The 22,800-nt window shown below is 69.2% G+C and carries 25 protein-coding genes and 1 tRNA gene; 15 read left to right on the top strand and 11 right to left on the bottom strand.

Features of this window, described 5'->3' with window-relative positions:
* Positions 1-19: 19 nt before the first annotated feature.
* Positions 20-1,090: a hypothetical protein gene (locus tag J2X55_RS11810; RefSeq protein ID WP_309823607.1), complete on the top strand. Its 1,071-nt coding sequence runs from the start codon at positions 20-22 to the stop codon at positions 1,088-1,090.
* A complete protein-coding gene (locus tag J2X55_RS11805; RefSeq protein WP_309823606.1) occupies positions 1,087-2,082 on the top strand; it encodes a hypothetical protein in 996 nt (331 codons plus the stop codon). Before J2X55_RS11810 ends, J2X55_RS11805 begins: the two co-directional genes overlap by 4 nt.
* Before the next feature lie 75 nt (positions 2,083-2,157).
* Here the strand turns inward: J2X55_RS11805 and J2X55_RS11800 are convergent, their stop codons facing one another.
* Entirely contained in the window at positions 2,158-2,622 is a 465-nt protein-coding gene (locus J2X55_RS11800; protein WP_309823604.1) for a DUF4429 domain-containing protein, read from the bottom strand.
* A 63-nt stretch (positions 2,623-2,685) separates the two neighbouring features.
* Between J2X55_RS11800 and J2X55_RS11795 the strand changes: the two genes are divergently transcribed.
* The 3 genes from J2X55_RS11795 (at position 2,686) to J2X55_RS11785 (ending at position 3,558) form a co-directional block, all read left to right on the top strand.
* Positions 2,686-2,883 (top strand): DUF3263 domain-containing protein, encoded by a 198-nt coding sequence (locus tag J2X55_RS11795; RefSeq protein WP_309823603.1) that lies wholly within the window; start codon positions 2,686-2,688, stop codon positions 2,881-2,883.
* A 123-nt stretch (positions 2,884-3,006) separates the two neighbouring features.
* Positions 3,007-3,085: transfer RNA gene (locus J2X55_RS11790), tRNA-OTHER, on the top strand.
* A gap of 80 nt (positions 3,086-3,165) precedes the next feature.
* Positions 3,166-3,558, top strand: a complete 393-nt coding sequence (locus J2X55_RS11785) for a hypothetical protein (protein WP_309823601.1) — start codon at positions 3,166-3,168, stop codon at positions 3,556-3,558.
* Positions 3,559-3,628: 70 nt separating this feature from the next.
* On the opposite strand, the gene J2X55_RS11780 is transcribed toward J2X55_RS11785, so the two are convergent.
* Together J2X55_RS11780 and J2X55_RS11775 are read right to left on the bottom strand one after the other, a co-directional pair.
* A complete protein-coding gene (locus J2X55_RS11780) occupies positions 3,629-3,910 on the bottom strand; it encodes a hypothetical protein (RefSeq protein WP_115919035.1) in 282 nt (93 codons plus the stop codon).
* A 3-nt stretch (positions 3,911-3,913) separates the two neighbouring features.
* Positions 3,914-5,800, bottom strand: coding sequence for an amylosucrase (locus tag J2X55_RS11775; protein WP_396653264.1), 1,887 nt, complete (start codon positions 5,798-5,800; stop codon positions 3,914-3,916).
* A 181-nt stretch (positions 5,801-5,981) separates the two neighbouring features.
* Between J2X55_RS11775 and J2X55_RS11770 the strand changes: the two genes are divergently transcribed.
* The gene (locus J2X55_RS11770) at positions 5,982-6,920 is read left to right on the top strand and encodes a DMT family transporter (protein WP_309823599.1); all 939 of its coding nucleotides are present in this window, start codon (positions 5,982-5,984) and stop codon (positions 6,918-6,920) included.
* A gap of 61 nt (positions 6,921-6,981) precedes the next feature.
* On the opposite strand, the gene J2X55_RS11765 is transcribed toward J2X55_RS11770, so the two are convergent.
* Together J2X55_RS11765 and msrB are read right to left on the bottom strand one after the other, a co-directional pair.
* Positions 6,982-7,533 (bottom strand): nitroreductase family protein, encoded by a 552-nt coding sequence (locus J2X55_RS11765; RefSeq protein ID WP_115919923.1) that lies wholly within the window; start codon positions 7,531-7,533, stop codon positions 6,982-6,984.
* 14 nt (positions 7,534-7,547) lie between these two features.
* Complete coding sequence (msrB, locus tag J2X55_RS11760) at positions 7,548-7,955, bottom strand: peptide-methionine (R)-S-oxide reductase MsrB (protein ID WP_115919031.1); 408 nt, start codon at positions 7,953-7,955, stop codon at positions 7,548-7,550.
* Between the two features lie 72 nt (positions 7,956-8,027).
* Between msrB and J2X55_RS11755 the strand changes: the two genes are divergently transcribed.
* From J2X55_RS11755 to groL, 5 genes are all read left to right on the top strand, one after another.
* The gene (locus J2X55_RS11755; protein ID WP_309823597.1) at positions 8,028-9,002 is read left to right on the top strand and encodes a DUF2332 domain-containing protein; all 975 of its coding nucleotides are present in this window, start codon (positions 8,028-8,030) and stop codon (positions 9,000-9,002) included.
* 24 nt (positions 9,003-9,026) lie between these two features.
* Complete coding sequence (locus J2X55_RS11750) at positions 9,027-9,281, top strand: DUF3263 domain-containing protein (RefSeq protein WP_115919027.1); 255 nt, start codon at positions 9,027-9,029, stop codon at positions 9,279-9,281.
* A 35-nt stretch (positions 9,282-9,316) separates the two neighbouring features.
* Positions 9,317-9,919 carry a LytR C-terminal domain-containing protein gene (locus tag J2X55_RS11745; RefSeq protein WP_309823595.1) on the top strand — a complete coding sequence of 201 codons (603 nt, stop codon included), beginning with the start codon at positions 9,317-9,319 and terminating at the stop codon, positions 9,917-9,919.
* Between the two features lie 131 nt (positions 9,920-10,050).
* The gene (locus tag J2X55_RS11740) at positions 10,051-10,251 is read left to right on the top strand and encodes a cold-shock protein (protein ID WP_056229192.1); all 201 of its coding nucleotides are present in this window, start codon (positions 10,051-10,053) and stop codon (positions 10,249-10,251) included.
* A gap of 169 nt (positions 10,252-10,420) precedes the next feature.
* A complete protein-coding gene (gene groL / locus J2X55_RS11735) occupies positions 10,421-12,040 on the top strand; it encodes a chaperonin GroEL (protein WP_115919023.1) in 1,620 nt (539 codons plus the stop codon).
* A 212-nt stretch (positions 12,041-12,252) separates the two neighbouring features.
* On the opposite strand, the gene J2X55_RS11730 is transcribed toward groL, so the two are convergent.
* From J2X55_RS11730 to J2X55_RS11710, 5 genes are all read right to left on the bottom strand, one after another.
* Positions 12,253-13,923: a HAMP domain-containing sensor histidine kinase gene (locus J2X55_RS11730; protein WP_181906494.1), complete on the bottom strand. Its 1,671-nt coding sequence runs from the start codon at positions 13,921-13,923 to the stop codon at positions 12,253-12,255.
* A 135-nt stretch (positions 13,924-14,058) separates the two neighbouring features.
* On the bottom strand, positions 14,059-14,751 hold the full coding sequence (locus tag J2X55_RS11725) for a response regulator transcription factor (RefSeq protein ID WP_055838218.1): 693 nt from the start codon (positions 14,749-14,751) through the stop codon (positions 14,059-14,061).
* Positions 14,752-14,820: 69 nt separating this feature from the next.
* Positions 14,821-16,470, bottom strand: a complete 1,650-nt coding sequence (locus J2X55_RS11720; protein WP_115919019.1) for a DNA repair helicase XPB — start codon at positions 16,468-16,470, stop codon at positions 14,821-14,823.
* 47 nt (positions 16,471-16,517) lie between these two features.
* Positions 16,518-18,245, bottom strand: coding sequence for a helicase-associated domain-containing protein (locus J2X55_RS11715; RefSeq protein WP_309823594.1), 1,728 nt, complete (start codon positions 18,243-18,245; stop codon positions 16,518-16,520).
* A gap of 4 nt (positions 18,246-18,249) precedes the next feature.
* On the bottom strand, positions 18,250-18,528 hold the full coding sequence (locus J2X55_RS11710) for a multidrug ABC transporter ATPase (RefSeq protein WP_103206249.1): 279 nt from the start codon (positions 18,526-18,528) through the stop codon (positions 18,250-18,252).
* A 107-nt stretch (positions 18,529-18,635) separates the two neighbouring features.
* Here J2X55_RS11710 and J2X55_RS11705 point away from each other — a divergent pair, with 107 nt between their 5' ends.
* Positions 18,636-19,019, top strand: coding sequence for a cold-shock protein (locus J2X55_RS11705; RefSeq protein ID WP_056229171.1), 384 nt, complete (start codon positions 18,636-18,638; stop codon positions 19,017-19,019).
* Positions 19,003-19,599 (top strand): DUF3027 domain-containing protein, encoded by a 597-nt coding sequence (locus J2X55_RS11700; protein WP_309823592.1) that lies wholly within the window; start codon positions 19,003-19,005, stop codon positions 19,597-19,599. The genes J2X55_RS11705 and J2X55_RS11700 overlap by 17 nt, the downstream gene beginning before the upstream one ends.
* A 59-nt stretch (positions 19,600-19,658) precedes the next feature.
* On the opposite strand, the gene serC is transcribed toward J2X55_RS11700, so the two are convergent.
* Positions 19,659-20,780 (bottom strand): phosphoserine transaminase, encoded by a 1,122-nt coding sequence (gene serC / locus J2X55_RS11695; RefSeq protein WP_309823590.1) that lies wholly within the window; start codon positions 20,778-20,780, stop codon positions 19,659-19,661.
* Between the two features lie 99 nt (positions 20,781-20,879).
* Between serC and J2X55_RS11690 the strand changes: the two genes are divergently transcribed.
* The gene (locus J2X55_RS11690) at positions 20,880-21,578 is read left to right on the top strand and encodes a metal-dependent transcriptional regulator (RefSeq protein WP_115919013.1); all 699 of its coding nucleotides are present in this window, start codon (positions 20,880-20,882) and stop codon (positions 21,576-21,578) included.
* Between the two features lie 239 nt (positions 21,579-21,817).
* Positions 21,818-22,738 (top strand): M23 family metallopeptidase, encoded by a 921-nt coding sequence (locus J2X55_RS11685; RefSeq protein ID WP_309823588.1) that lies wholly within the window; start codon positions 21,818-21,820, stop codon positions 22,736-22,738.
* Positions 22,739-22,800 lie beyond the last annotated feature (62 nt).

Below are 22,800 nucleotides of genomic sequence, written 5' to 3'. Positions count from 1 at the left end.
TAACGGCCCACCCGACGAGGTGCTCGCAGGAGCGCCTCTTTACAGTGCGCGGATCACGTCATGGCTCGGCGGCCGACTGCTCGCCGCGACGGTTCCGATCGTCGCCGGGCGCGTCACCGGCAAGGCGACGCAAGAGGTGATCGAAGAGCTCTCCCTGACGGTGCCCCGGTTCGCAGCTGGGGCACCCGGGGGAGACGTGCAGGACTGGCGCCCCGGAAAGAATGCAGGGCACGCGCTCGCGCGGTACGGGCAGACGCTTGACGTGACGACGATCATCGAATCCGTCGTGACGGGCGAGATCTGGGAAACCCGGATCGGCCGTTACCAGGTCAAAGACTGGGATGACGACGACGCCGGCACAGTCACGGTGAAAGCGGAATCGCTGCTGGCGCGACCCCGCGACGACAAGCTGCTGTCGCTCACCTCGCCGACCGGCACCCTGAAAAGCGAGGCGCGCCGCCTCGCCCCGGCCGGTATGGGCGTGTCCTTTGACCCGAAGCTCGTCGACCGGCCGTGCTCGCCGGCTATGTCATGGTCTCGCAGCCGGATCGAGAATCTGCAGGAGATCGCCGACGCATGGCCGGCGCTGCTGCGGGTGGACGCGTGGGGACAGATCGCGTTCCGCGCCCCGCTGCCCGAAGTTCCGAAACCGGTCGTCACTCTGCGGGACGGCGAGGGCGGAACGCTCATCGCTGCCCCGCGGTCGGACTCTCGCGGGGGTGTTCCGAACGTAGTCGTCGCGACGACGGGAAGCTCGACGACGGCCGACGTGCAGGGGGTCGCGGCGATCACTTCGGGGCCGATGAGCATCAACGGCGATTACGGCGTGGTTGTCAAGGAATGGTCGTCGAGTCTGCTCGAGAACGCGTCGCAAGCTCAGGCTGCAGCGCGCACCATGCTCGACAACGCGGCGCGCCCCGCTCAGGCGGTGCCGGTTCGCATCGCGCCCGACCCGCGTCTCGAGATCGATGATCCGGTGGCCGTGATCCGCGGGGATGAAACGCCCCTGTGGGGCTGGGTCACCGCGTGGGATCTGCCGTTGACGGCCGACGGGGGAGACATGCGCATCGACGTGGGGGTGTCCGGGTGATCGACGTCAGTCCGCTGAACCTGCTCGGCTCGCTCGAGCGGATGGTGCCGCAGGGGCCAGGCCGCGACGACGACACGGCGCTCGTCTCGACGGGATCAGTGATCGATCGCGACGTGGACGGGCGGCGTGTGCGTGTCGCGCTTCGAGGCGGCGACGTGTGGCTGCCGGCGGTCGCCGGGCGCTACGTGCCGGCGGCGCCCGTGCGTGTCCTGTTCGATGCGACGTCGGCGCGTCCGGTGCTCGTGCTCGGATCGATCGAGCCGGGCGCGCCCGCGACGCTCGGCACCGTGGCAGCGGTCAACGGCACCCGTGTGACGGTGACAGTCGACGGGAAGACGTCGACCGTCCCCTCGGTCGCCGGCACATACACAGTGGGTCAGACGGCATGGATCTTGCTCGACGACTGGGGGCTGCCGGTGATCGCGCTCGGGCCGGCGACCGTGCCCGCCCCGCCGCCCGTCGAGGCGCCCCCGAGCGCGGGCGGATCAACCGTCACGGCCACGGCATCCATAGGCCCGCAGTCGTCGGGAACCTACTGTGTGTCGGCCGGGCGCTGGGATCAGTGGAACACCGATCGCTACGGCGGCGCGAGCGATATCTACCAGGGGTCGGCCTACGGATCGGGGCAGCTGCGAGGGTTCGCGGGTTACGGCGATCAGATCGCCAACCTCGGAGCCGTGTCGATCGACGAGGCCATTCTGACCGCACGGAAGACCGCGGACGGGAACAGTGCGGTGCTCACCGTGCAGGGTACCGCTGCAGGCAGCCGCCCCCAGGGCGAGCCGTCAGCCGGCCCTTTCGAGGCCGCAGCTTCGGGTTCGATCGGATCGGGCGGCACCGGACAGATCGCGCTGCCGAGCGGTCTACGTGAAGCGTTCCGAACGGGCGCCGCGCGCGGGCTCGTCGCCGTCGGCTCGCAGTACGGGGGTTTCGGCGGTACTGCCACCCCCGGATCGTTCGTGCTGAACATTCGATACACGCGCCCCGCATGAAAACACGCCCCGGCGTCCGACCCTCTCGAGGGCGGGCGCCGGGGCGATTCGTCGTTTTCGGCCGCGGGTGACGCGTCACATTCGCTCGAGGATCTCGGCTTTCTTCGCGTCGAATTCCTCGGTCGTGATCACGCCGGCATCCCGGAGGGCGGCGAGTTTGGTCAGCTGCTCGGCGTGGTCGACGGCGGGCGCAGGGGTCGACCCGCCTGCCAGGGCGGCGAGCACGGCGTCGCGCACTGCCTCAAAATCGGCCGTCGATTTCTTCGCGAAGATCACGGCGTTCTCGTCCTGGGCGGCATCCTGCGACCGCCCGAAGCCGATCGACTGTTTCGAAGACTCGCCCGAAACGGAGAACTGGATGAAGCCGTTCACGAGAGCGGATGCTGGCTTGATCTGCACGGCCCCAATCGATCGGACATTGAGAGTCTTCTCGCCGCGGCCGTGGCCGACGCGTCCGAAGAATCCGGCGCGAGTGATTCGCACCACGTTGCCATCGAACGAGATCTGGCCGTTGACGCCGTTCGCGGTGATCGTTTCCATGTGTTCCCCCTAGGTCGATTGTCAGGCTATCGCCCATGTCGGAGGTGCGGGGAGACTGTGCGCATGGCAGCTATCGAGATGATGAACCTGCTCGACTTCGAGGAGGAGTGGCCGCGCTGGTCGGGGCGGAAGGATGAGGCGATTCGGTCGCGCTTCGGAGTGACGCCGGCTCGGTACTTTCAGGTGCTGCACCGCGTGATCGAGACCCCGGAGGCGGTGGCGGCGCGGCCCATGCTGGTGCGCCGGCTGCGTCGGCTGTAGGCGGCGCGGATGGCCGAGCAGCGGCGTCGTACTGCGTGAGCGTGGCAGGCCTCATTCACGATTTACTCACGGTTTTGCGTATGTCCATACGTGTACTTGGTTGTACCGGCCCCGCGTAATCACGCGGGCGGTACAAGTAAGTACACCTAAATACAGCGCACCGCACAAACGGGGGTTGCAGGTTCAAGTCCTGTAGCCGGCACACTCTCTCGCAACGGAACCCCCAGACGAATTGCGTCCACACCCCACGGCACGCATCGGGCGAGGCCTTATGCTCGCTGCGTGACTGACGAAGCCCTGGAGAACTCGCCGCCTCGACGATCCCGTGCGCAACTCGAAGCCTGGGTCGCGGAGTTCGAAGAAGAGGAACACTGCATCGCCGGCACCATCACGGTCGCCCCGCAGGAAGACGATGGTGGGGACGACACGGGTCTGGTGATCCTGAATCCGCGGAACGCCACCGAGTCGATCTTCATGCGACCGCGCAACTACGACGATCCCGTCTGGGAGATCACGATGTCGGGCCGTCCGAACGAGCTCGTGATGTCGGTCCACGACATCGCCAGCTTCGCCGCCGAGCTCGTCATCGCCAGCAATCTCTGCACGTTCCTGCAGTGGAAGTCGCTCGAATGGGATCGCGAGAGCGGCCGGCGACCCGACCGGCAGACAGCGTGACGGGCGCGCACGTGTCGGCCACGTAGAGCGCCCCTCGATCCGCCGCCCGCTGGCACCTGCGGGAGAGGAATCACGGCAGCGCCTTCGCGAGGGCGACGAGGAACACCGCCGCCGCCACGATCAGCGCGAGCCCCGCGAGCAGTGCGCCCGCGACGGCGACCCAGCGCAGGGGCCCGCGCCGGCGACTCGCATCCAGCGCGAACAGCAACGCGCACACCGCGACGACGAGCACGAGCAGGTCGCCGATCAGGCCGGGCGGCGCCAGCACCGACGTCGCGATCGCGACGACTCCCGCACCGAGCGCGCCCAGATGCCACGCGCGAGTGCGCGCTCCCGCGAGGCCGTCGGACATGATTCAGCGCATCCGCACGCGCAGCCACCGCACGCCGTGGGGCGCGAGGGTCAGACCGGCGCCCAACCAGACGGGCTGCGACGACACGAGGTCGAGGGCCTCCGGCGCCATTCCCGAGAGCGTCAGGGCGTTGATCTCCGCGGACGCGTCACCCACGTTCGCGAGCACGAGCACCGAGAAACCGTCACCCGGGCGCAGGAACGAGACCACGGATGCCACGTTCGCCCCGAACGCGATCAGCTCGTTGCCCGCGAACTCCGGCGTCGACCGGCGTACCTCGGTGAGTCGCGAGAGCCGCGAGAAGACGCGACCGGCCGGGGTGCCGGCATCCGTTCGATCGTCGTAATTCTGCTCGGGACGGAAGGGGCGGTTGACCCAGCGGCTGTCGCCCGCCTCTTCCGGCCGACCGGTGAACGAGTAGTCGTTGAGCTGAGCGACTTCGTCACCGAGGTAGAGCAAGGGGATGCCGCCGGTCGAGAGCGCGAGGGCGTGGGTGAGCACGACGCGGTCCTCGCCGCCGGCGTCACCCGCCTCGATGCCGGCGAGGGACGCGGTGGTGCCGGTCACGCGGGCATCGCCCGTGCGAGGGTTCTCTTGGAACGGCACGCCGCGCGCGAACGAGCCCTCGGTCCGGCCGACGTAGAAGTCGTTCAGGAAGCGGCGGTGCGGGTAGCCGTCGATGCCGAGTTCGGCGGCATCCTCGTCGGCGAAGGTCCAGCCGATGTCGTCGTGGCTGCGTACGTAGTTGACCCAGGCGGTCCCCGCGGGCAGCGCGTGTCGGCGCTCGAGAGCCTGCTGCAGCAGGCGGCCGTCGCGGGTGGCGAGTGCCTCCCAGGTGAGGGCCATCTGCAGGGGGTTGTACGAGATCTGGCATTCGTCCGGCGAGATGTACGAGACCACCTCGTCGGGGTGCACGATGGCTTCCGACTTGAACAGCAGTCCCGGGGCGGCCATCCGCAGCACCGCGTTGAACGCCTGCAGCAGCAGGTGCGCCTCGGGCAGGGACTCGCAGGTCGTGCCGAGCTGCTTCCAGATGAAGGCCACGGCATCCATGCGGAGGATCTCGACGCCCTGGTTCGCGAGGAAGAGCATCTCGCCGGCCATCGCCTCGAAGACGGCCGGGTTGGCGTAGTTGAGGTCCCACTGGAAGTGGTAGAACGTCGCCCAGATCCACCGGCCGTCGTCGAGCTGCACGAACGAGCCCGGGTGGTCGTCGGGGAAGATCTCGCGGGTGGTCCGCTCGTACGCGTCCGGCATCTCGCGGTCGGGGAAGATGAGGTAGAAGTCCTCGTACCCCGCCTCGCCCGCGATGGCCTTCTTCGCCCACTCGTGCTCGTTGCTCGTGTGGTTGAAGATGAAGTCGACCACGAGCGAGATCCCCGCCCGGCGGAGCTCGGTCGCGAGGGCGGCGAGCTCGTCCATCGTGCCGAGCGCGGGATTCACCCGGCGGTAGCTCGACACCGCGTAACCGCCGTCGCTGTTGCCCTCCGGGCTCTCGAACAGGGGCATGAGGTGAAGGTAGGTCAGGCCCAGCTCGCGGAAGTACGGGATGGATTCCCGGATGCCGCGGAGCCCGCCCGCGTACCGATCGACGTAGCAGACGCCACCGAGCATGCGCTGGCTCTCGAACCAGTCCGCTGCGCTCTCGCGCTCCCGGTCGAGCGTCTTCAAGGTGCGCGGACGCGCCGTCCACGAGGTGCGGGCCAGATCGAGGACGGATGCCAGACGCTCGAGGCCGTCGGGTCGTTCGCCGTACAGCTGTGTGAAGAGGTCGTGCAGGCGGGGGAGGTGTCGTTCGGCGTGCGCGAGGAACTCGCGGTCGGCGTCGGCCGCGCGGAGGTCGTCGATCAGGCGCGAGACGTCGTCGGGGCCGGGGTGGAGCTGAGTCACGGGTCACAGCCTGACGCATCGGAGCGGCCCCGGCCGACATCGACGTGCCGCAGCGGTGGTGCGAAGCGCGGCGGGGACGCAAGCCCCCGTCCACGTCGTCGCCGCGACGAGGCGAGAGGGGGGACGACGTCGCGTCGTACGATCGACGGTGGCTCCCGCGCGGGAGCACGAGGGGAGAGCCGTGGCGGAGCGGGGTTCGGTCGGACTGGCCGTCGGAGGAGCCGTGCTCATCGGCGCCCTCACCGCGCTGCAGGCGCGCATCAACGGCAGTCTCGGTGCGGAGCTGGGGGACGGTTTCGTCGCCGCCGCCATCTCGTTCAGCTCGGGCCTGCTCATCCTGGTCGCGCTGTCGGCGCTGCTTGCGGAAGGTCGACGCGGCTTCGGGCGGCTGGTCGACGGCATCCGGTCCCGCTCCATTCCCCCGTGGATGCTGCTGGGCGGTCTGGTCGGCGCGTTCACCGTGGCGAGCCAGGGCCTGACCGTCGCCACCATCGGCGTCGCCCTCTTCACCGTCGGTTTCGTCGCGGGGCAGACCACCGGCGGTCTCGTGCTCGACCGCATCGGGTACGGGCCGGCCGGTGTCGTCCCGGTCACCGTGCGTCGCCTGGTCGGCGCTCTGCTGGCGATCGCCGGTGTCGTCGTCTGCCTGTCGGGGGACGCGCTCGGCGGGGTCCCCCTCTGGATGCTCGTCGTCCCCGCGATCGCGGGTGCGGGCGTGGCGTGGCAGCAGGGGACGAACGGGCGCCTGCGCGTGCGCGTGGACAGTCCGCTGACCGCGACCCTGGTGAACTTCGTCGGCGGAACGGTGGTCCTGCTGATCGCCGCGGGCGTGCACGTCGCCGTCGTCGGAGCACCGCGCACCGTGCCGACGGAGCCGTGGCTCTACATCGGCGGGGCGGTCGGCGTCGTGTACATCTTCTTGTCGTCCGTCGTCGTGCGCCGCACGGGCGTTCTGCTGCTCGGTCTCGGCTCGGTCGTCGGTCTTCTCGCGACCTCGGTGCTGCTCGACGCGCTGTGGCCGGCCCCGGCGGCCCCCTCGACCGCGGTCGCTCTGCTCGCCGCTGCCGTCGCGATCGCCGGAGTCGTCATCGTCGCCGTCCCGTTCCGCCGCCGCCGCTGACGCCGGAGACGACGACGCCGCCGAGGACCGGAGTCCCGCGGCGGCGTCGATCGAGCGGAGGTCAGAGACGCGTCTCGTCGACCGTGCGCTTCTTCTTGCCTCCGGGCATGCGAGAGAGGTGCTTCGCGGCATCCACGGTCTTGCGTCGAGTGGCGCGGGTGCGCGGGGGCTTGCCGCCGACGTACAGCCAACCGAGCAGGACCTCGCCCTTCTCGAGCCCGTGCGCCTTCGCCAGCACCTTGCTGCGGGTGTTGTCGTCGGTGCGCCAGAACACGCCGAATCCCGCCTCGTCGAGCACGAGGCTGAGCATGTGAGCGACTCCGGATGCCACGGCCTCCTGCTCCCACGCGGGGATCTTCTTGGAGCGGAGGTTTGCGACGACCGCGATGATCAGCGGTGCCCGGCGGGGCTTCGACGACAGGCCCTTCTTGCCGTCCGCCTTGTTCAGCGCACGGGCGAGGATGTCGCGGTCGGCGCCGCGGATCTCGATGAGCCGCCACGGCTTCAGGCTCTTGTGGTCGGCGACGCGACCGGCCGCGGCGACGAACGCCTCGAGCTCGGGGCCGGTGGGGGCGAGGTCGGTGACCTTCGACCACGACCGGCGGTCGCGCATCGCCTCGAGTGCGCTCACGCGTCGTCTTCGGGGGTGAAGTTCAGCGACAGCGAATTCATGCAGTATCGGTCGCCGGTGGGCGTGCCGAAACCGTCGGGGAAGACGTGACCCAGGTGGGAGCCGCAGTTCGCGCAGCGGACCTCGGTGCGCTGCATGCCGTGGCTGTTGTCTTCGATGAGTTCGACGGCCTCGGGGCGGACCGATTCGTAGAAGCTCGGCCACCCGCAGTGCGAGTCGAACTTGGTGCCGCTCTGGAACAGCTCGGCGTTGCAGGCGGCGCAGGTGTAGAAACCGGCACGGCTCTCGTCGAGCAGCTCACCGGTCCATGCGCGTTCGGTACCCGCCTGGCGGAGCACCGCGTACTGCTCCGGGCTGAGCTCGGCGCGCCATTGGTCGTCGGACTTGTCGACGGCGTAGGTCATGTTCACTCTCCTTCTTCGGTCCTATTCTCTCGCGCCCGGCGGCGATCAGGTCGTGACGGCATAATCTCCCGGGTGACTCAGGATGCCGCGACCGCCGTCGCCGATCGCTATCGCCGCTTCGCCCGAGACGAGGCGCCCGGGCGTTCCGCGGTCTACGAGGCCTGGGCCGGGCGGGTGGCCGATGACGCCGCGGTGACGGAGGCCCTCTCGGTCATCCCCGAGACGCGCCGTCAGCCCCCGCTGGTGTTCGCGGTGATGCGTCTTCTCGGGGCGCCGCTCGACGACCTCGATGCGTGGACGTCGTGGGTCCTCGCCCACGCCGATGCGGTCGTCGAGGAGTGCGGGCGCCGAAGCGTGCAGACGAACGAGCCGCTCCGGTGCGCCGCCCTGCTGCCGGCGCTGTCCCTGATCGGCGGCCCGATCGCCCTGCTCGAGGTGGGGGCGAGCGCGGGGCTCTGCCTGTACCCCGACCGGTACTCGTATCGCTACCGCTCCGGTGACGCGGTCGTCGAACTCGATCCCGTCGACGGTCCGAGTCGCGTCGTGCTCGACAGCGACCTCGAGGGGCACCCAGACCTGCGGATGCCGGAGATCGTCTGGCGCGCGGGTATCGACCTGAGCCCGCTCGATGCCCGACGGGCTGAAGACCGCGACTGGCTGACCGGGCTCGTCTGGCCGGGGGAGGAGGGGCGTCGCGAACGCATCGAGCGGGCGCTCGACATCGCGGCGGACGACCCTCCGATCCTCGTCGCGGGGGACGGCGCGCAGGCCCTTCCCGCGCTCGCCGCACGAGCCCCCGCCGGGGCCACGCTGGTCGTCACCACTCCCGGTGTGCTCGCGCACGTGCCGCGGGTGCACCGCACCGCCGTCATCGAGGCGGCTCGGGCGGCGGGCAGGTGGATCACCCTCGACGCGCCCGCCCTGCACGAGGGGTGGACCCGGCCCCCGGAATCCGTGCGAGGCGGCTTCGCCCTCGCTCTCGATGGAGAGGTGCTGGCGGAGGCCGACCCGCTCGGGGCGTGGGTGGCGTGGCATCCGGGATCGTGAGCGCCGGCGCAGTAGCGTTGCGGCGTGCCCCTTTCGGACCGTGACCTCGCCTTCCTCGCCTTCGAGGGGGAGTGGCGCCGTCACGCCGGAGCGAAGGAGGAGGCGATCCGCGCGGAGTTCTCGCTGACGCCCGCTCGCTACTACCAGCTGCTCGGCCGTCTGATCGACACCCCCGAGGCCCTCGCCCACGATCCCATGCTCGTGCGCCGGCTGCGGCGTCGCCGCGACGATGCGGCGGCTCAGCACCGCGCTCGCCTCGGCCGAACGGCCACCCGTTGACGGGTTCGCCTCGGCGCGACCGATAGCATCGTCCAATGGCCAGATCGACCTTCCCTCGGGATCGCTTCGACGACCTTCCGACCGAGTCCGGTCGTGTCGGGGCTCACCGAGCCGAGAGGCCGCGGCTGCGCGGCTGGATCGTCTTCCTGTGGGCGGCCATCGCCACCCTGGTGCTGATCATCGCCGGCATCTTCGCGATGCTCGTCGTCTCGGGTCGTATCTCGCTCGGGTCCGACGCCGCACCCAGCCCCACCATCTCGGCCGAACCGACCACCCCGGCCGTCGTCGACACCTCGTACTCGGTGGTCGTGCTGAACGGCACGCCCGACGAGGGCCTCGCCGCCAGCGTCCGCGACCAGATCGTGGCCGCGGGCTGGAGCGGTGACAGCGTCGAGACCGGCAACTCCGACAGCACGGACTTCGCCGACACGACGATCTACTACCGCCTCGAGAGCGACGAGGCGGCGGCCGAGGGACTGGCGCAGACGATCGGTGGGGCGCAGATCGCGCAGAGCGACTTCCTCCAGCCGACCGACGACCCGAACACCCCGGCCGACGAGAGCGACGTCAAGCGACTGATCGTGGTGATCGGCCTCGACCGCGCGGCCGACCAGCCCTCCGCTTCGCCCTCCTCCTGACCGCGGAAGGTCCGGGTGTTTCCGCGGCGTAACAACTTGGATGCACGCGCGTCAACAATGCTCCGGAACCCCGAATCCGCGGTATCCCCCGTGCTTACGATGACCTCGTCGTTCAGCAACAGGAGATTCGCATGACGCAGGGCACTGTCAAATGGTTCAACGCCGAGAAGGGTTTCGGCTTCATCACCGTCGATGACGGGCAGGACGTCTTCGTCCACTACTCCAGCATCGAGATGTCGGGCTTCCGCGTCCTCGAGGAGGGACAGGCCGTCGAGTTCACCGTCGGCACCGGTCAGAAGGGCCCTCAGGCGGAGTCCGTGCGACTGGCCTGAGCGCTGATCAGAACGCCGCGGCATCCGAGTTCCGGATGCCGCGGCGTTCGACGTTTCCGGGACGGTGCGCGCTTGCACTCCCTAGGGGCGAGTGCCAGAATGAGTTAGCACTCGCTTTCGTCGAGTGCCAAAATCTGCAAGTCACCCGTCCGGGAGGGACGACACACTTATGGCAAAGATCATCGCTTTCGACGAAGAGGCCCGGCGCGGTCTCGAGCGCGGCCTCAACACTCTCGCCGACGCCGTCAAGGTGACCCTGGGCCCCCGCGGTCGCAACGTCGTGCTCGAGAAGAAGTGGGGCGCCCCCACGATCACGAACGACGGTGTCTCGATCGCCAAGGAGATCGAGCTCGACGACCCGTACGAGAAGATCGGCGCCGAGCTGGTCAAGGAGGTCGCCAAGAAGACCGACGACGTCGCGGGTGACGGCACCACCACCGCCACCGTTCTCGCCCAGGCGCTCGTGCGCGAGGGCCTGCGCAACGTCGCCGCCGGCGCCGACCCCATCTCGCTCAAGAAGGGCATCGAGAAGGCCGTCAAGGCCGTCACCGACGAGCTGCTGGCTTCCGCCAAGGAGGTCGAGTCGAAGGAGCAGATCGCCGCCACCGCGTCGATCTCCGCCGCCGACCCCGCCATCGGCGAGCTCATCGCCGAGGCCATCGACAAGGTGGGCAAGGAAGGCGTCGTCACCGTCGAGGAGTCGAACACCTTCGGCACCGAGCTCGAGCTCACCGAGGGCATGCGCTTCGACAAGGGCTACATCAACCCCTACTTCGTCACCGACCCCGAGCGTCAGGAAGCGGTCTTCGAAGACCCGTACATCCTGATCGCCAACCAGAAGATCTCCAACATCAAGGACCTCCTGCCGATCGTCGACAAGGTGATCCAGGAGGGCAAGGAGCTCCTCATTATCGCCGAGGACGTCGAGGGCGAAGCTCTCGCGACCCTGGTGCTGAACAAGATCCGCGGCATCTTCAAGTCGGTCGCCGTCAAGGCTCCCGGCTTCGGCGACCGTCGCAAGGCGCAGCTGCAGGACATCGCGATCCTCACCGGCGGCCAGGTCATCACCGAAGAGGTGGGCCTCAAGCTCGAGAACGCGACCGTCGACCTGCTCGGCCGTGCACGCAAGGTCATCATCACCAAGGACGAGACCACGATCGTCGAGGGTGCCGGTGAGTCGGAGCTGATCGAGGGTCGCGTGACCCAGATCCGCCGCGAGATCGAGAACACCGACAGCGACTACGACCGCGAGAAGCTCCAGGAGCGCCTCGCGAAGCTCGCCGGTGGCGTCGCCGTCATCAAGGCCGGAGCCGCGACCGAGGTCGAGCTCAAGGAGCGCAAGCACCGCATCGAAGACGCCGTGCGCAACGCCAAGGCCGCTGTGGAAGAGGGTGTCGTCGCCGGTGGTGGCGTCGCGCTCATCCAGGCCGGCAAGAACGCTCTCGAGAACCTCGAGCTCAAGGGCGACGAGGCCACGGGTGCGAACATCGTCCGTGTCGCCATCGAGGCGCCGCTCAAGCAGATCGCGCTCAACGCCGGTCTCGAGCCGGGCGTCGTCGCGAACAAGGTCGCCGAGCTCCCCGTGGGCCATGGCCTCAACGCCGCGACCGGCGAGTACGGTGACCTGTTCGCACAGGGCATCATCGACCCCGCCAAGGTGACCCGCTCGGCGCTGCAGAACGCCGCGTCGATCGCCGGTCTGTTCCTCACGACCGAGGCCGTCGTCGCCGACAAGCCGGAGAAGAACCCCGCTCCCGCGGGCGACCCGACCGGTGGCATGGACTTCTGATCCACGCTGACGCCTGAGAACGCCCCCTCCTTCGGGAGGGGGCGTTCTTCGTTGATAGGGGGAGGGGCGCGCCATGTCCCAGTTCTGGCTGCCTGGGATGGCGTCAGTCAGCCGTTTTTGGGACGCGGTCCGCTTTCATCGGGACATGCCCGGGGCCAGCGTGCGAGCGGAGAGCGGCAGCCGGTGCACACCATCGACGACGGCGGAACGCGTCAGGCGTCGGTCCCCGGCCGGTAGTTCTCCGGAAGCCGCTCGAGCGGCTGCGTCTCGATGAGGGCGTGCTCCTGTGCGTCGCGACGGTCCGCCAACGGGAGGGACACGCGGAAGGTGGCGCCGCCACCGGGGGTGTCACGGACCTCCACCGTGCCGTGCAGCAGATCGACGATGGATGCCACGATCGACAGGCCGAGGCCCGATCCACCGGTCTCGCGCGTCCGTGACGTGTCCGCGCGCCAGAAGCGCTGGAAGATCTGCTCGCGGATCTGTTCGGGCACGCCTTCGCCGTGATCGATGATCTCGATCCACCCCATGTCGGTCTCGGCATCCACTCCGACGCGAAGGCCGATGGGGGAGTCGTCGGCGGTGAAGCGCCGCGCGTTGCCGAGCAGGTTCGCGACGACCTGACGCACCTTGTTCTCGTCGCCCATGACGACGGGCGCGAGGCGTGGCACGGGCCGCACCACGCCGAGCGGTGTGGCGGGTGTCCCCTCCGGGGGGGTGGATGCCGACAGCTCGGTGCCGTCCTTCGACCGACGCCGGAGTCGCGAGAGGGTCGCGCCGGCTATCGCCATCGCCGAGGTGGTGGGAGCGGCGCGTCGGCGACCGTTGGCCGTCGCGGGTTTCCCGCCGGAGTCCAGGAGGGGGTCGAGGGTGATCGAGGGGAGGATCAACTCGTCACGGGACGTGGTGTCGTCGACCGTGACCTCGCGTTGGGGGGACGTCACCCGCAGATCGAGTGCGGCGTCGCGCGCGATCGGGCGCAGATCGAGGGCGACGATCGTGACGTCGCGCCGCTCGTCGAGGCGCGCGAGGGCGAGGAGGTCTTCCACCAGCGCACCCATGCGGATCGCCTCTTTCTCGATCCGTTCCATCGACTGCGCGACATCCTCGTCGGAGCGGATCGCTCCCATGCGATACAGCTCCGCGTAGCCGCGCATCGTGACGAGGGGCGTGCGCAGTTCGTGACTGGCGTCGCCGATGAAGCGACGCATCTGCCGCACGGTGGCATCCCGTTGTCCGAGGGCGCCGTCGATGCGCGCGAGCATCGCGTTGATGGCGGTCTTGAGCCGGCCGACCTCGGTATCGGGGACGATGTCGGTCAGACGCTGGCTGAAATCGCCCGCTGCGATGTCCATGGCCGTCGTCTCGACCTGCCGCAGATTGCGGAAGGCGAGGGTGACGAGCCACCGCGTGAGCAGGGCAGTGGCGATCAGGATCAGCAGTGCGACGAAGGCGTAGATACCGACATAGGCCGCGACGATCCGGTCGGTCGGGGCGAGCGGCTGGATCACCATCTGGGTGTAGACGCCGGGATTGCCCGGCACCTGCAAGACCCCCACCCGCGCGAGGAAGTGCTGGCCCGAATCCGGTGCCTCGAGCTCGATGCGCCGATCGATCTGGCTGTACGTCTGCTCGACCGTGAAGGTGGGCGGGATGTCGGGGAGAGCGGTCGTCGAGGTGCCGTTGTAGAACGCCTCGCGCTGACCGTCGGGGCCGTACACGACGACCATCGACCCGATCTGCGGGGCGTTCTCGACCTGCGAGAAGACGACGCGACCGTCGACGGGAGCCGTGGTGAAGATGCTGTTCGCGATGCTCCCGGCGGCCTGCTGAGCGAGCTGCTCGTCGAGGTTGTTCACCAGGGTGGTGCGCAGGAACACCATGGTTCCGATTCCCGCCGTGAACAGCCCGATGGCTAGCAGCGCGACGGTGACGCCCGTGACCTTGGTGCGCAGGCTCAGCCCGCGCCACCAGCGGGTGAGGGAGTCATCGGAGTGCGACAGGAGCGAGCCCTTCGCTCAGGCGGTCTTGCCCGACTTCAGCATGTAGCCGAAGCCGCGCTTGGTCTGGATGAGCGGCTCCGAGGAGTGCGGATCGATCTTCCGGCGCAGGTACGAGATGTAGCTTTCGACGATGCCCGCGTCGCCGTTGAAGTCGTACTCCCACACGTGATCGAGGATCTGCGCTTTCGACAGCACGCGGTTGGGGTTGAGCATGAGATAGCGCAGGAGCTTGAACTCGGTCGGGCTCAGGTCGATCGAGACGTCGCCGACGCTGACATCGTGGGTGTCCTGATCCATCGTCAGCTCGCCGGTGCGGATGATCGACTCTTCGTCGGCCTGCATCGTGCGCCGGAGGATCGCCTGGATACGGGCGACGATCTCGTCGAGGCTGAACGGCTTGGTGACGTAGTCGTCGCCGCCGGCATTCAGCCCCATGATCTTGTCTTCGGTCTCGTCCTTGGCGGTCAGGAAGAGGATCGGTGCGGTGTACCCCGCGCCGCGCAGGCGCTTGGTGACGCTGAACCCGTTCATGTCGGGGAGCATCACGTCGAGCACGATGAGGTCGGGTTCTTCCTCGAGCACGGCCGAGATCGTCTGCGCGCCGTTGGCCACGGCTCGCACCTGGAACCCGGCGAAACGCAGGCTCGTGATGAGCAGGTCGCGGATGTTGGGTTCGTCGTCCACGACGAGGATGCGAGGAGCTGTCATGCCCTCATTATCGTGACCTGACCCAGCAATGTGCTGGATATGGAACGGAAAGCCGCGTGCTGGTATGCGTCAGGCGGCCTGGGCGTCGATTCCGTCGGCATCGAGGATCGTGTAGGCGTACCCCTGCTCGGCCAGGAAGCGCTGGCGATTCTGCGCGAAATCCTGGTCGACGGTGTCGCGGGCGATGAGCGTGTAGAAGCTCGCGGTGTGGCTCGACTGCTTCGGTCGCAGAAGGCGTCCGAGGCGCTGAGCCTCTTCCTGGCGCGAGCCGAACGACCCCGACACCTGGATGGCGACCGATGCCTCGGGCAGGTCGACCGAGAAGTTGGCGACCTTGGAGACGATCAGCAGCGGGATGCTCCCGTCGCGGAAGCCCTGGAACAGTTCCTCGCGCTCGGGGATCGGCGTGGCCCCCGTGATCTGCGGGGCGTTCAACGCCTGGGAGAGCTCGTCGATCTGGTCGAGATACTGTCCGATCACGAGAACACGCTCGCCCGGATGCCGTTCGACCAGGCGCCGGGCGACGTCGATCTTCGCGGGCGCCGTCGCGGCGAGACGGTAGCGATCCTCGTCGGCGGCCGCGGCGTACTCGAGCCGCTCGTCGGCCGGAAGGTCGATGCGCACCTCGTAGCAGGCGGCGGGCGAGATGAAGCCCTGGGCCTCGATCTCTTTCCACGGTGCGTCGAAGCGTTTCGGCCCGATCAGGCTGAAGACGTCGCCCTCGCGGCCGTCTTCGCGCACGAGCGTCGCGGTGAGACCGAGACGGCGGCGCGCCTGCAGGTCTGCCGTGAGCTTGAAGACCGGTGCGGGAAGCAGGTGGACCTCGTCGTACAGGACGAGTCCCCAGTCGAGCGCGTCGAGCAGGGCGAGGTGGGCGTACTGGCCTTTCCTCTTCGCCGTGAGGATCTGGTAGGTCGCGATGGTGACCGGCTTGATCTCCTTGACCTGGCCGGAGTACTCGCCGATCTCTTCGGGCGTGAGGCTCGTGCGCCGCAGCAGCTCGTCACGCCACTGGCGCGCGCTGACGGTGTTGGTGACGAGGATGAGTGTCGTGGTGCGGGTGTCGGCCATGGCACCGGCCCCGACGAGGGTCTTTCCCGCTCCACAGGGGAGGACGACGACGCCCGAACCCCCCTCGGAGAAGGAATCCACCGCCTGGCGCTGGTAGGGGCGGAGGCTCCAGCCGTCCTCGGCGAGATCGATGGGGTGCGGCGTCCCCGGCGTATAGCCCGCGAGGTCCTCGGCAGGCCAGCCGATCTTCAGCAGCTCCTGCTTGATGTGGCCGCGCGCCCAGGCGTCGATGAGGAAGCTGTCGGGGCTCGGCCGACCGATGAGGAGCGGCGCGATGCGCTTGTTGCGCGACACCTCGCTGAGCACCGCGGCGTCGGTCGAACGCAGCACGAGCTCGCCCTCGTCGTTGCGCTCGATGACCAGGCGTCCGTAGCGGTTGACCGACTCGCGGATGTCGGTGCTGACCGAGGCCGGCACGGGGAAGCGCGACCACCGGTCGAGGGTGTCGAGCATCGACTCGGCGTCGTGACCCGCCGCGCGAGCGTTCCACAGCCCCAGACGGGTGATGCGGTAGGTGTGGATGTGCTCGGGTGCGCGCTCGAGTTCGGCGAAGACCGCGAGCTCATGGCGCGCCGTCTCTGCGTGGGGGTGCGCGACTTCGAGGAGCACGGTGCGGTCGCTCTGTACGATAAGGGGGCCGTCAGCCATAGCGTTCGAGTCTACCGGGGTCAGGGGGAGCGGGGCGTGCGCGAGCGTCACTCGACGGGTGCGACGCCGTCGATGTGCGAGAGGGGCAGCGTCCGCTCGACGTCCGCTCCGCGATCACGTCCGCGCAGGCGCCCTCCGCCGAGCCCCGTGGCCTCCAGGCGGAAGACCCGTGCCGAACCGTCGGGGAGACGGACGGTGACGTCGATGATCGAACGAGCGCGAACCGCTTGATCGAGCTCGCGCTCGAGCCACGCGGCATCCGAGTCCTCCGCGCCGGTGCGCAGGCGCGCGATGAGATCTGCGTATATGTCGTTGGCGGCTTCCGTGGGCTGCTCGGGAGCCGCCAGTCTGGCGCGCTCGAGGGCGCGTGGGCGTCCCTCGGCGTCGACCGCGACCGCGGGGTAGTGCGCGTCGGTGAGTGCCCAGAAGACGACGTCGGCCGAGACGTGCGAGACGAGTTCGTCGTCGGCGCGGGTGAGCGCGATCGAGCGCAGCGACTGGTCGACCTCCATCGAGCGCAGAAGCGTCTCGTCGTCGGTCAGGACCCGAGTGAGATGCGACTCGGCGTCGGTGGTCACACGCACGCGGCCGTGCTCGGCCGCGGTGCGCTCGATGACGTACGCGAGCGGCTGCGGGAGGCCGGTGAGCGAGATCCCGGTCAGGAAGTCGCGGAGGCTGTCGGCCGTCTCTCCCGCGGTGATGGCGGCGCCGATGGTCGCGGCACTGAAGCGGTAGCTCGAGGCCTGGGCACGGGACTCGCGGGCGGCCATGGAGCGCAGCCGCACATCGAGGTGCGGGGCGAGCGGGCCGGGGGCGATCGCGGTCAGGTCGTTCTGCAGATACACGCGGTCGACTTCGGGGGGCAGGAGCTCCCGCAGAGCGGATGTGTCGACGTCTGCGCCGCCGGCCAGCGGGAGCGCCCAGGGCGTCGCGCGACCGGCGGTGTCGAGGAGCCCCCAGCGCACCAGACGCGTGATCCAGAGGTCGGCGCGGTCGGGGCCCTCGGGGTCGAACGGCGTCGCAGAGCGCCATTGCTCGGTGGGGATCCACCCGCCTTCGGGAGAGCGGAAGGCCGCCGGCAGGGCGTCTCGAAGGGCCGAGGCGGTGCGCTGCCAGCGCTCGAGCGTCGGCAGGCGCAGCCACTCGCGCCCGGCGGGAGAGACGAGCCACGCGCGGTCGTTCGTGCCCAGCAGCCCCACCTCGGCCGCGAGCCCGACGAGGAGGTCGGCTTCGGCAGCGGTGGACACGGCACCGGCGTCGACGAGGCGGCGTCTCTCGGCGGCGCCCAGTGATCCCGATCCGATGCGTCCGAGCGGAGCGTCGAGGGTCTGCATGAGGATGTCGGCGAGGGACGCGGCGTTGGTGAACACCGCCTCGGAGGCGGCGGCCGTGCTCTCGGGCGTTGCCACGGTACGGCGCGGGGGCTCGGCATCCGGGATCCCCGAGGGCAGGATGTCGCGCACCGCGTCGATCACCGTGGGGAAGGGAAGGCCGTCGTCTCCGACGAGGGCGCGGGATGCCAGATGCTCGCGGATCGCTCCGGTCGCCGCTCGTCCCTCGGCGGCGTCGAGCAGGGCGACGGCATCGTCGCGGCTCAGCGCGGGAAGCCCGCGCGCGACGGACGCCGGGTCGAGGAGCGCTTCGGCGGCATCGAACATGTCGCGCCACGTGCTCGAAGGCGAGATGTGGCGCTCGGCGAAGAGGCGGGCGAGGTCGGTGTCGCTGCGCGCGCTCAACGAGACCGCCAGTGCGCGTTGTGCGGAGGTCTCGGGCACGTCGTCAGGCCTTGTTGGCCTTGGCCCTTCGGATGAAGCTCATGATGAGCACGGCCAGAAGGCACGCGAAAGCCACCGGGGGAGCGATGTAGACGAGCAGGCCGATGACCGGCCACACGCCCGTACCCATGTCGGCCCCGGAGCTCGAGCCGATGATGATGGCGAAGAAGCACACGATCGACAGCGCGAGAAGGCCCAGCGACATGAACGCGAGAATGCGGTCGATGCGGCGGACGGGGACGTCGTCGCCCGGTGTGCTGCCACCGGAGGTGCGGGTGCTCATCGGGCTCAGCCTACTGCCTGGCGGCGGTGCCGTAGGCTGGAAGACCGGGATCCGTTCGGGTCCCGAGTTCCGCCGCGCTCTTCGCGCACTCATCCAGCGAGGTATCCATGCCCACCGGCAAGGTCAGGTTCTACGACGACGAGAAGGGCTTCGGCTTCATCGTCACCGATGACGGCCAGGACGTGTTCCTGCACGCCACCGCCCTGCCCGCCGGAGCCCCCGGACCGAAGGCCGGGACGCGCCTCGAATTCGGCGTGGCCGACGGCAAGCGCGGTCTGCAGGCCCTCTCGGTCCGCGTGCTCGACGCCCCCGTCAGCCTGTCGAAGCGCTCGCGCAAGCCCGCCGACGACATGGCGATCATCGTCGAAGACCTCGTGAAGCTGCTCGACGGCATCGGCGGGGATCTGCGACGCGGTCGCTACCCCAACGGTCCGCACGCGCAGAAGATCGCCGCGGTCCTGCGCAAGGTCGCCGATGACTTCGAAGCCTGAGCAGCCCGTCGACGAGCGCCTGATCGGCGCTCACGACCTGGCGCTCGCGGCTCTGCACGAGATCACCCCGGCCGACACCATCGGCCCTGCGGCCGGATACACGGCCGAGGAGGACGGCGCGGTGTCGCTGCGCTTCCACACCCGGCTCTCGGGCTACCCCGGCTGGTTCTGGACGGTCAGCGTGGCCGTGGTGGACGACTCCGAGCCGACCGTGCTCGAGGTCGAGCTGCTGCCGGGCGACGGCGCACTGCTCGCCCCCGACTGGGTGCCGTGGGCGACCCGTCTCGCTGAGTACCAGGCGGCCCAGGCCGCGGCGGCCGTCGAGGACGACGAAGACGACGAGGACGACGACACCGATGAGGACGTCGACGACGAGTCGGATGACGACGACGAGGACGACGACGCGGACGAGCCGAAGGCGCGATTCCACGCGGGCGACCTGGACGGCGTCGACATCGACGAGCTCGACGGAGGTTCCGCGACCGGCGAAGACGAGCACGAGGGCTCGGACGACGACGTGAATGATGACGACGACGCGGACGACGACGACGACTACGACGAGGGCGACCGCAGCTACTGATCGCCGCTCACGAACGAAGGCCGTCCCGCTGGTGCGGGACGGCCTTCGTCGTACAGGGCTCAGGACTGCGGCAGGCGCTCGATCGTGTAGTCGATCGCGCCGATGAGACGGCGCACGTCCTCGGGCTCGATCGAGACGAAGGTGGCCACGCGCAGCTGGTTGCGGCCGAGCTTGCGGTAGGGCTCGGTGTCGACGATGCCGTTCGCGCGCAGGCTCTTGGCGATCGCCGCCGCGTCGATGCTGTCGTCGAAGTCGATCGTGACGACCACAGGGGAGCGGTCGGCGGGGTCACCGACGAAGGGCGTCGCCACCGCGCTCGCGTCGGCCCACTCGTAGAGGGCGCCGGACGACTCGGCGGTGCGAGCACCGGCCCAGGAGAGGCCCCCGTTGTCGAGGATCCAGCCGAGCTGGTCGTCGAGCAGCAGCAACGTCGCGAGAGCGGGGGTGTTCAGCGTCTGCTGCAGACGCGAGTTGTCGAGCGCGTTCTTCAGGCTCAGGAACTCGGGGATGTAGCGGTCGGATGCCGCGATCCGCTCGATCCGCTCGATCGCGGCGGGAGAGACGGCGGCGTACCAGAGTCCGCCGTCGGAGCCGAGGTTCTTCTGGGGGGCGAAGTAGTAGACGTCCGCCTGCGTCACATCGAAGTCGATGCCTCCTGCGGCGCTGGTCGCGTCGATGACCGTCAGGGCTCCGGCATCCGCCTCCACGCGACGGATCGGCGCGGCGACGCCCGTCGAGGTCTCGTTGTGCGGCCAGGCGTACACATCGACGCCGACGACGGCCTCGGCCTCGGCGCGCGTGCCGGGCTCGACCTTGCGCACATCGGGTGCCTGCAGCCACGGGGCGGCGGCGGCCGAGGCGAACTTGCCGCCGAACTCGCCGAAGACCAGGTTCTGGCTGCGGTTCTCGATGAGACCGAACGCGGCGGCGTCCCAGAAAGCGGTCGATCCGCCGTTACCGAGGATGATCTCGTACCCCTCGGGCAGGCGGAACAGCTGCGACAGACGCTCGCGCGTGCTGGCGACGAGGTTCTTCACCGGCGCCTGGCGGTGCGAGGTACCGAGGATCGAGGCGCCGCGGGTGACGAGGGACTCGAGCTGCGCACCGCGCACCTTCGAGGGGCCGCAACCGAAGCGACCGTCGGCGGGCAGGAGATCGGCGGGCAGTTCCACGTGCGACATGGCACCGATTCTAGGGTCACCCCCGGGCGCCACCCGCGCTCATGTCGGAGGGGGTCGGTAGGCTGGGAGCATCTGCCGCGCGACATCGAGGACACCCGAATGACCGATCTGATCGACACCACTGAGATGTACCTGCGCACGATCCTGGAGCTCGAGGAGGAGCGGATCGTGCCGTTGCGCGCGCGCATCTCGGAGCGCTTGGGGCACTCGGGTCCGACCGTCTCGCAGACGGTCGGTCGGATGGAGCGCGACGGTCTCGTGGTCGTGTCGGAAGACCGCCGCCTCGAGCTGACGGACTCCGGTCGGCAGAAGGCCATCGACGTCATGCGCAAGCACCGGCTCGCCGAGCGCCTGCTCAGCGACGTCATCGGTCTCGACTGGGCGTACGTGCACGACGAGGCCTGCCGCTGGGAGCACGTGATGAGCGAGCAGGTGGAGCGTCGGCTCGTCGAGCTGCTGGGCCACCCCACCGAGTCGCCTTACGGCAACCCGATCCCGGGTCTCGACCAGCTGGGAGACGCCGCCAGCGCCACCTTCGACGCGGGAGTGGTCGGCCTGGTCCGCAAGCTGACCGACGCGGGCGGCCCCATCACGGGCACGGTGCGCCGGCTCGCCGAGCCCGCACAGGTCGACCCCGAGCTTCTGCAGCAGCTCAAAGCCGCGGGCGTTCTGCCGGGCGCACGAGGCGACTACCGCTTCAACGAGGGATACGTGCTCGTCCAGATGGACGGCGTCGACGAGGGTCTCGAACTACCCGTCGAGGTGGCTTCGCACATCTTCCTCGTCGCTGAGGACTGAGTTCGGCCGCTTTCCGAAGAGCCGGGCCGAGCATCGCCTGGGAGCGGTTACCTAAGCGTGACTTGTTCGTTATCTTCGGGTAGCCTCAGAAAGTCCACAGGCGAGAAGCCCGCCGTCGGACCCCTCGCGGTTTGCCTCATCGGCTCGTCGTCCGCGCAGGGCCCAGCCCGCACATCGTGCCCCACATTCGAGTGCTGACGAGCCAGCGTCCCCGAAGACGCAGAGGCGCCGGAGGAACATTGGCTGAACACAACGAGCCCGCAGCGCACCTACCCGAAGGTGTCGCGACGGGACCCACCCGCAAGAGCACGCGTGCCGCGGTGGCCCGACCGTCGAGTCGAGCCCTGCAGGCCACGGCTCCCGCGACCGCCCCGGTCGCCCGCACCGCCCCCACTCGTACCGCTTCGTCGCCGCGCCGTGTCGGCAAGCCGCTGCGCAGCGCCGTGATCCTCTCGATGGTCGCCGGCCTCGTCGCCACCGTCGCGATCCCCGCTTACGCCGCGACCATGCCGGCCGCCGAGACCATGACGTTGCAAGAGATGTCGGCCGCCGACAACCAGTCGCTCGTCGTCGCCTCCGACGCGACCGCCGAGACCCTCGACCGCAGCAGCTACTCGGCCACCACGGCCGATGAGATCCAGAAGAAGAAGGATCAGGAGGCCGCTGCCGCAGCCGCAGCCGAGCGTGCCCGTCAGCTCGCCGCCAACGCCTCGAAGGCGTCGACGTCGGTCAGCTCCGTCGATCTGAACATGACCGCGCCCGGTTCGGGAGAGGTTCGCTGGCCTCTCACCAGCTACACCCTCGGGCGTGGCCTGTGGGACTCCGGCTACCACCAGGGCGTCGACCTCCTCGCTCCCGGCGGGCAGCCGATCTTCGCGGCCGCCGGTGGAGTCGTCAGCGTCTCGCAAGAGAGCTACGGCGGGTACGGGGTCGCGATCGTGATCGAGCACGTGATCAACGGCCAGAAGGTGTCGACCACCTACGGCCACATGACCTACGGCAGCCGCCAGGTGCAGGCCGGCCAGACCGTCGCCCCCGGCCAGCTCATCGGCCTGGTCGGATCGACGGGCAGTTCGACGGCCAACCACCTCCACTTCGAGGTGCACATCAACGGCTCGGTCGTCGACCCCTACGCCTGGCTGCAGCAGAACGCGGGCTGACCTCTCTCGCGGGGCGGCGTGCCGGAGGACATCGTTCTCCGACACGCCGCTTTCTGTTTCCT

The sequence above is a fragment of the Microbacterium sp. 1154 genome (assembly GCF_031455375.1).
Taxonomy (GTDB): Bacteria; Actinomycetota; Actinomycetes; order Actinomycetales; family Microbacteriaceae; genus Microbacterium.
This window is presented reverse-complemented; position numbering and strand designations above follow the sequence as displayed.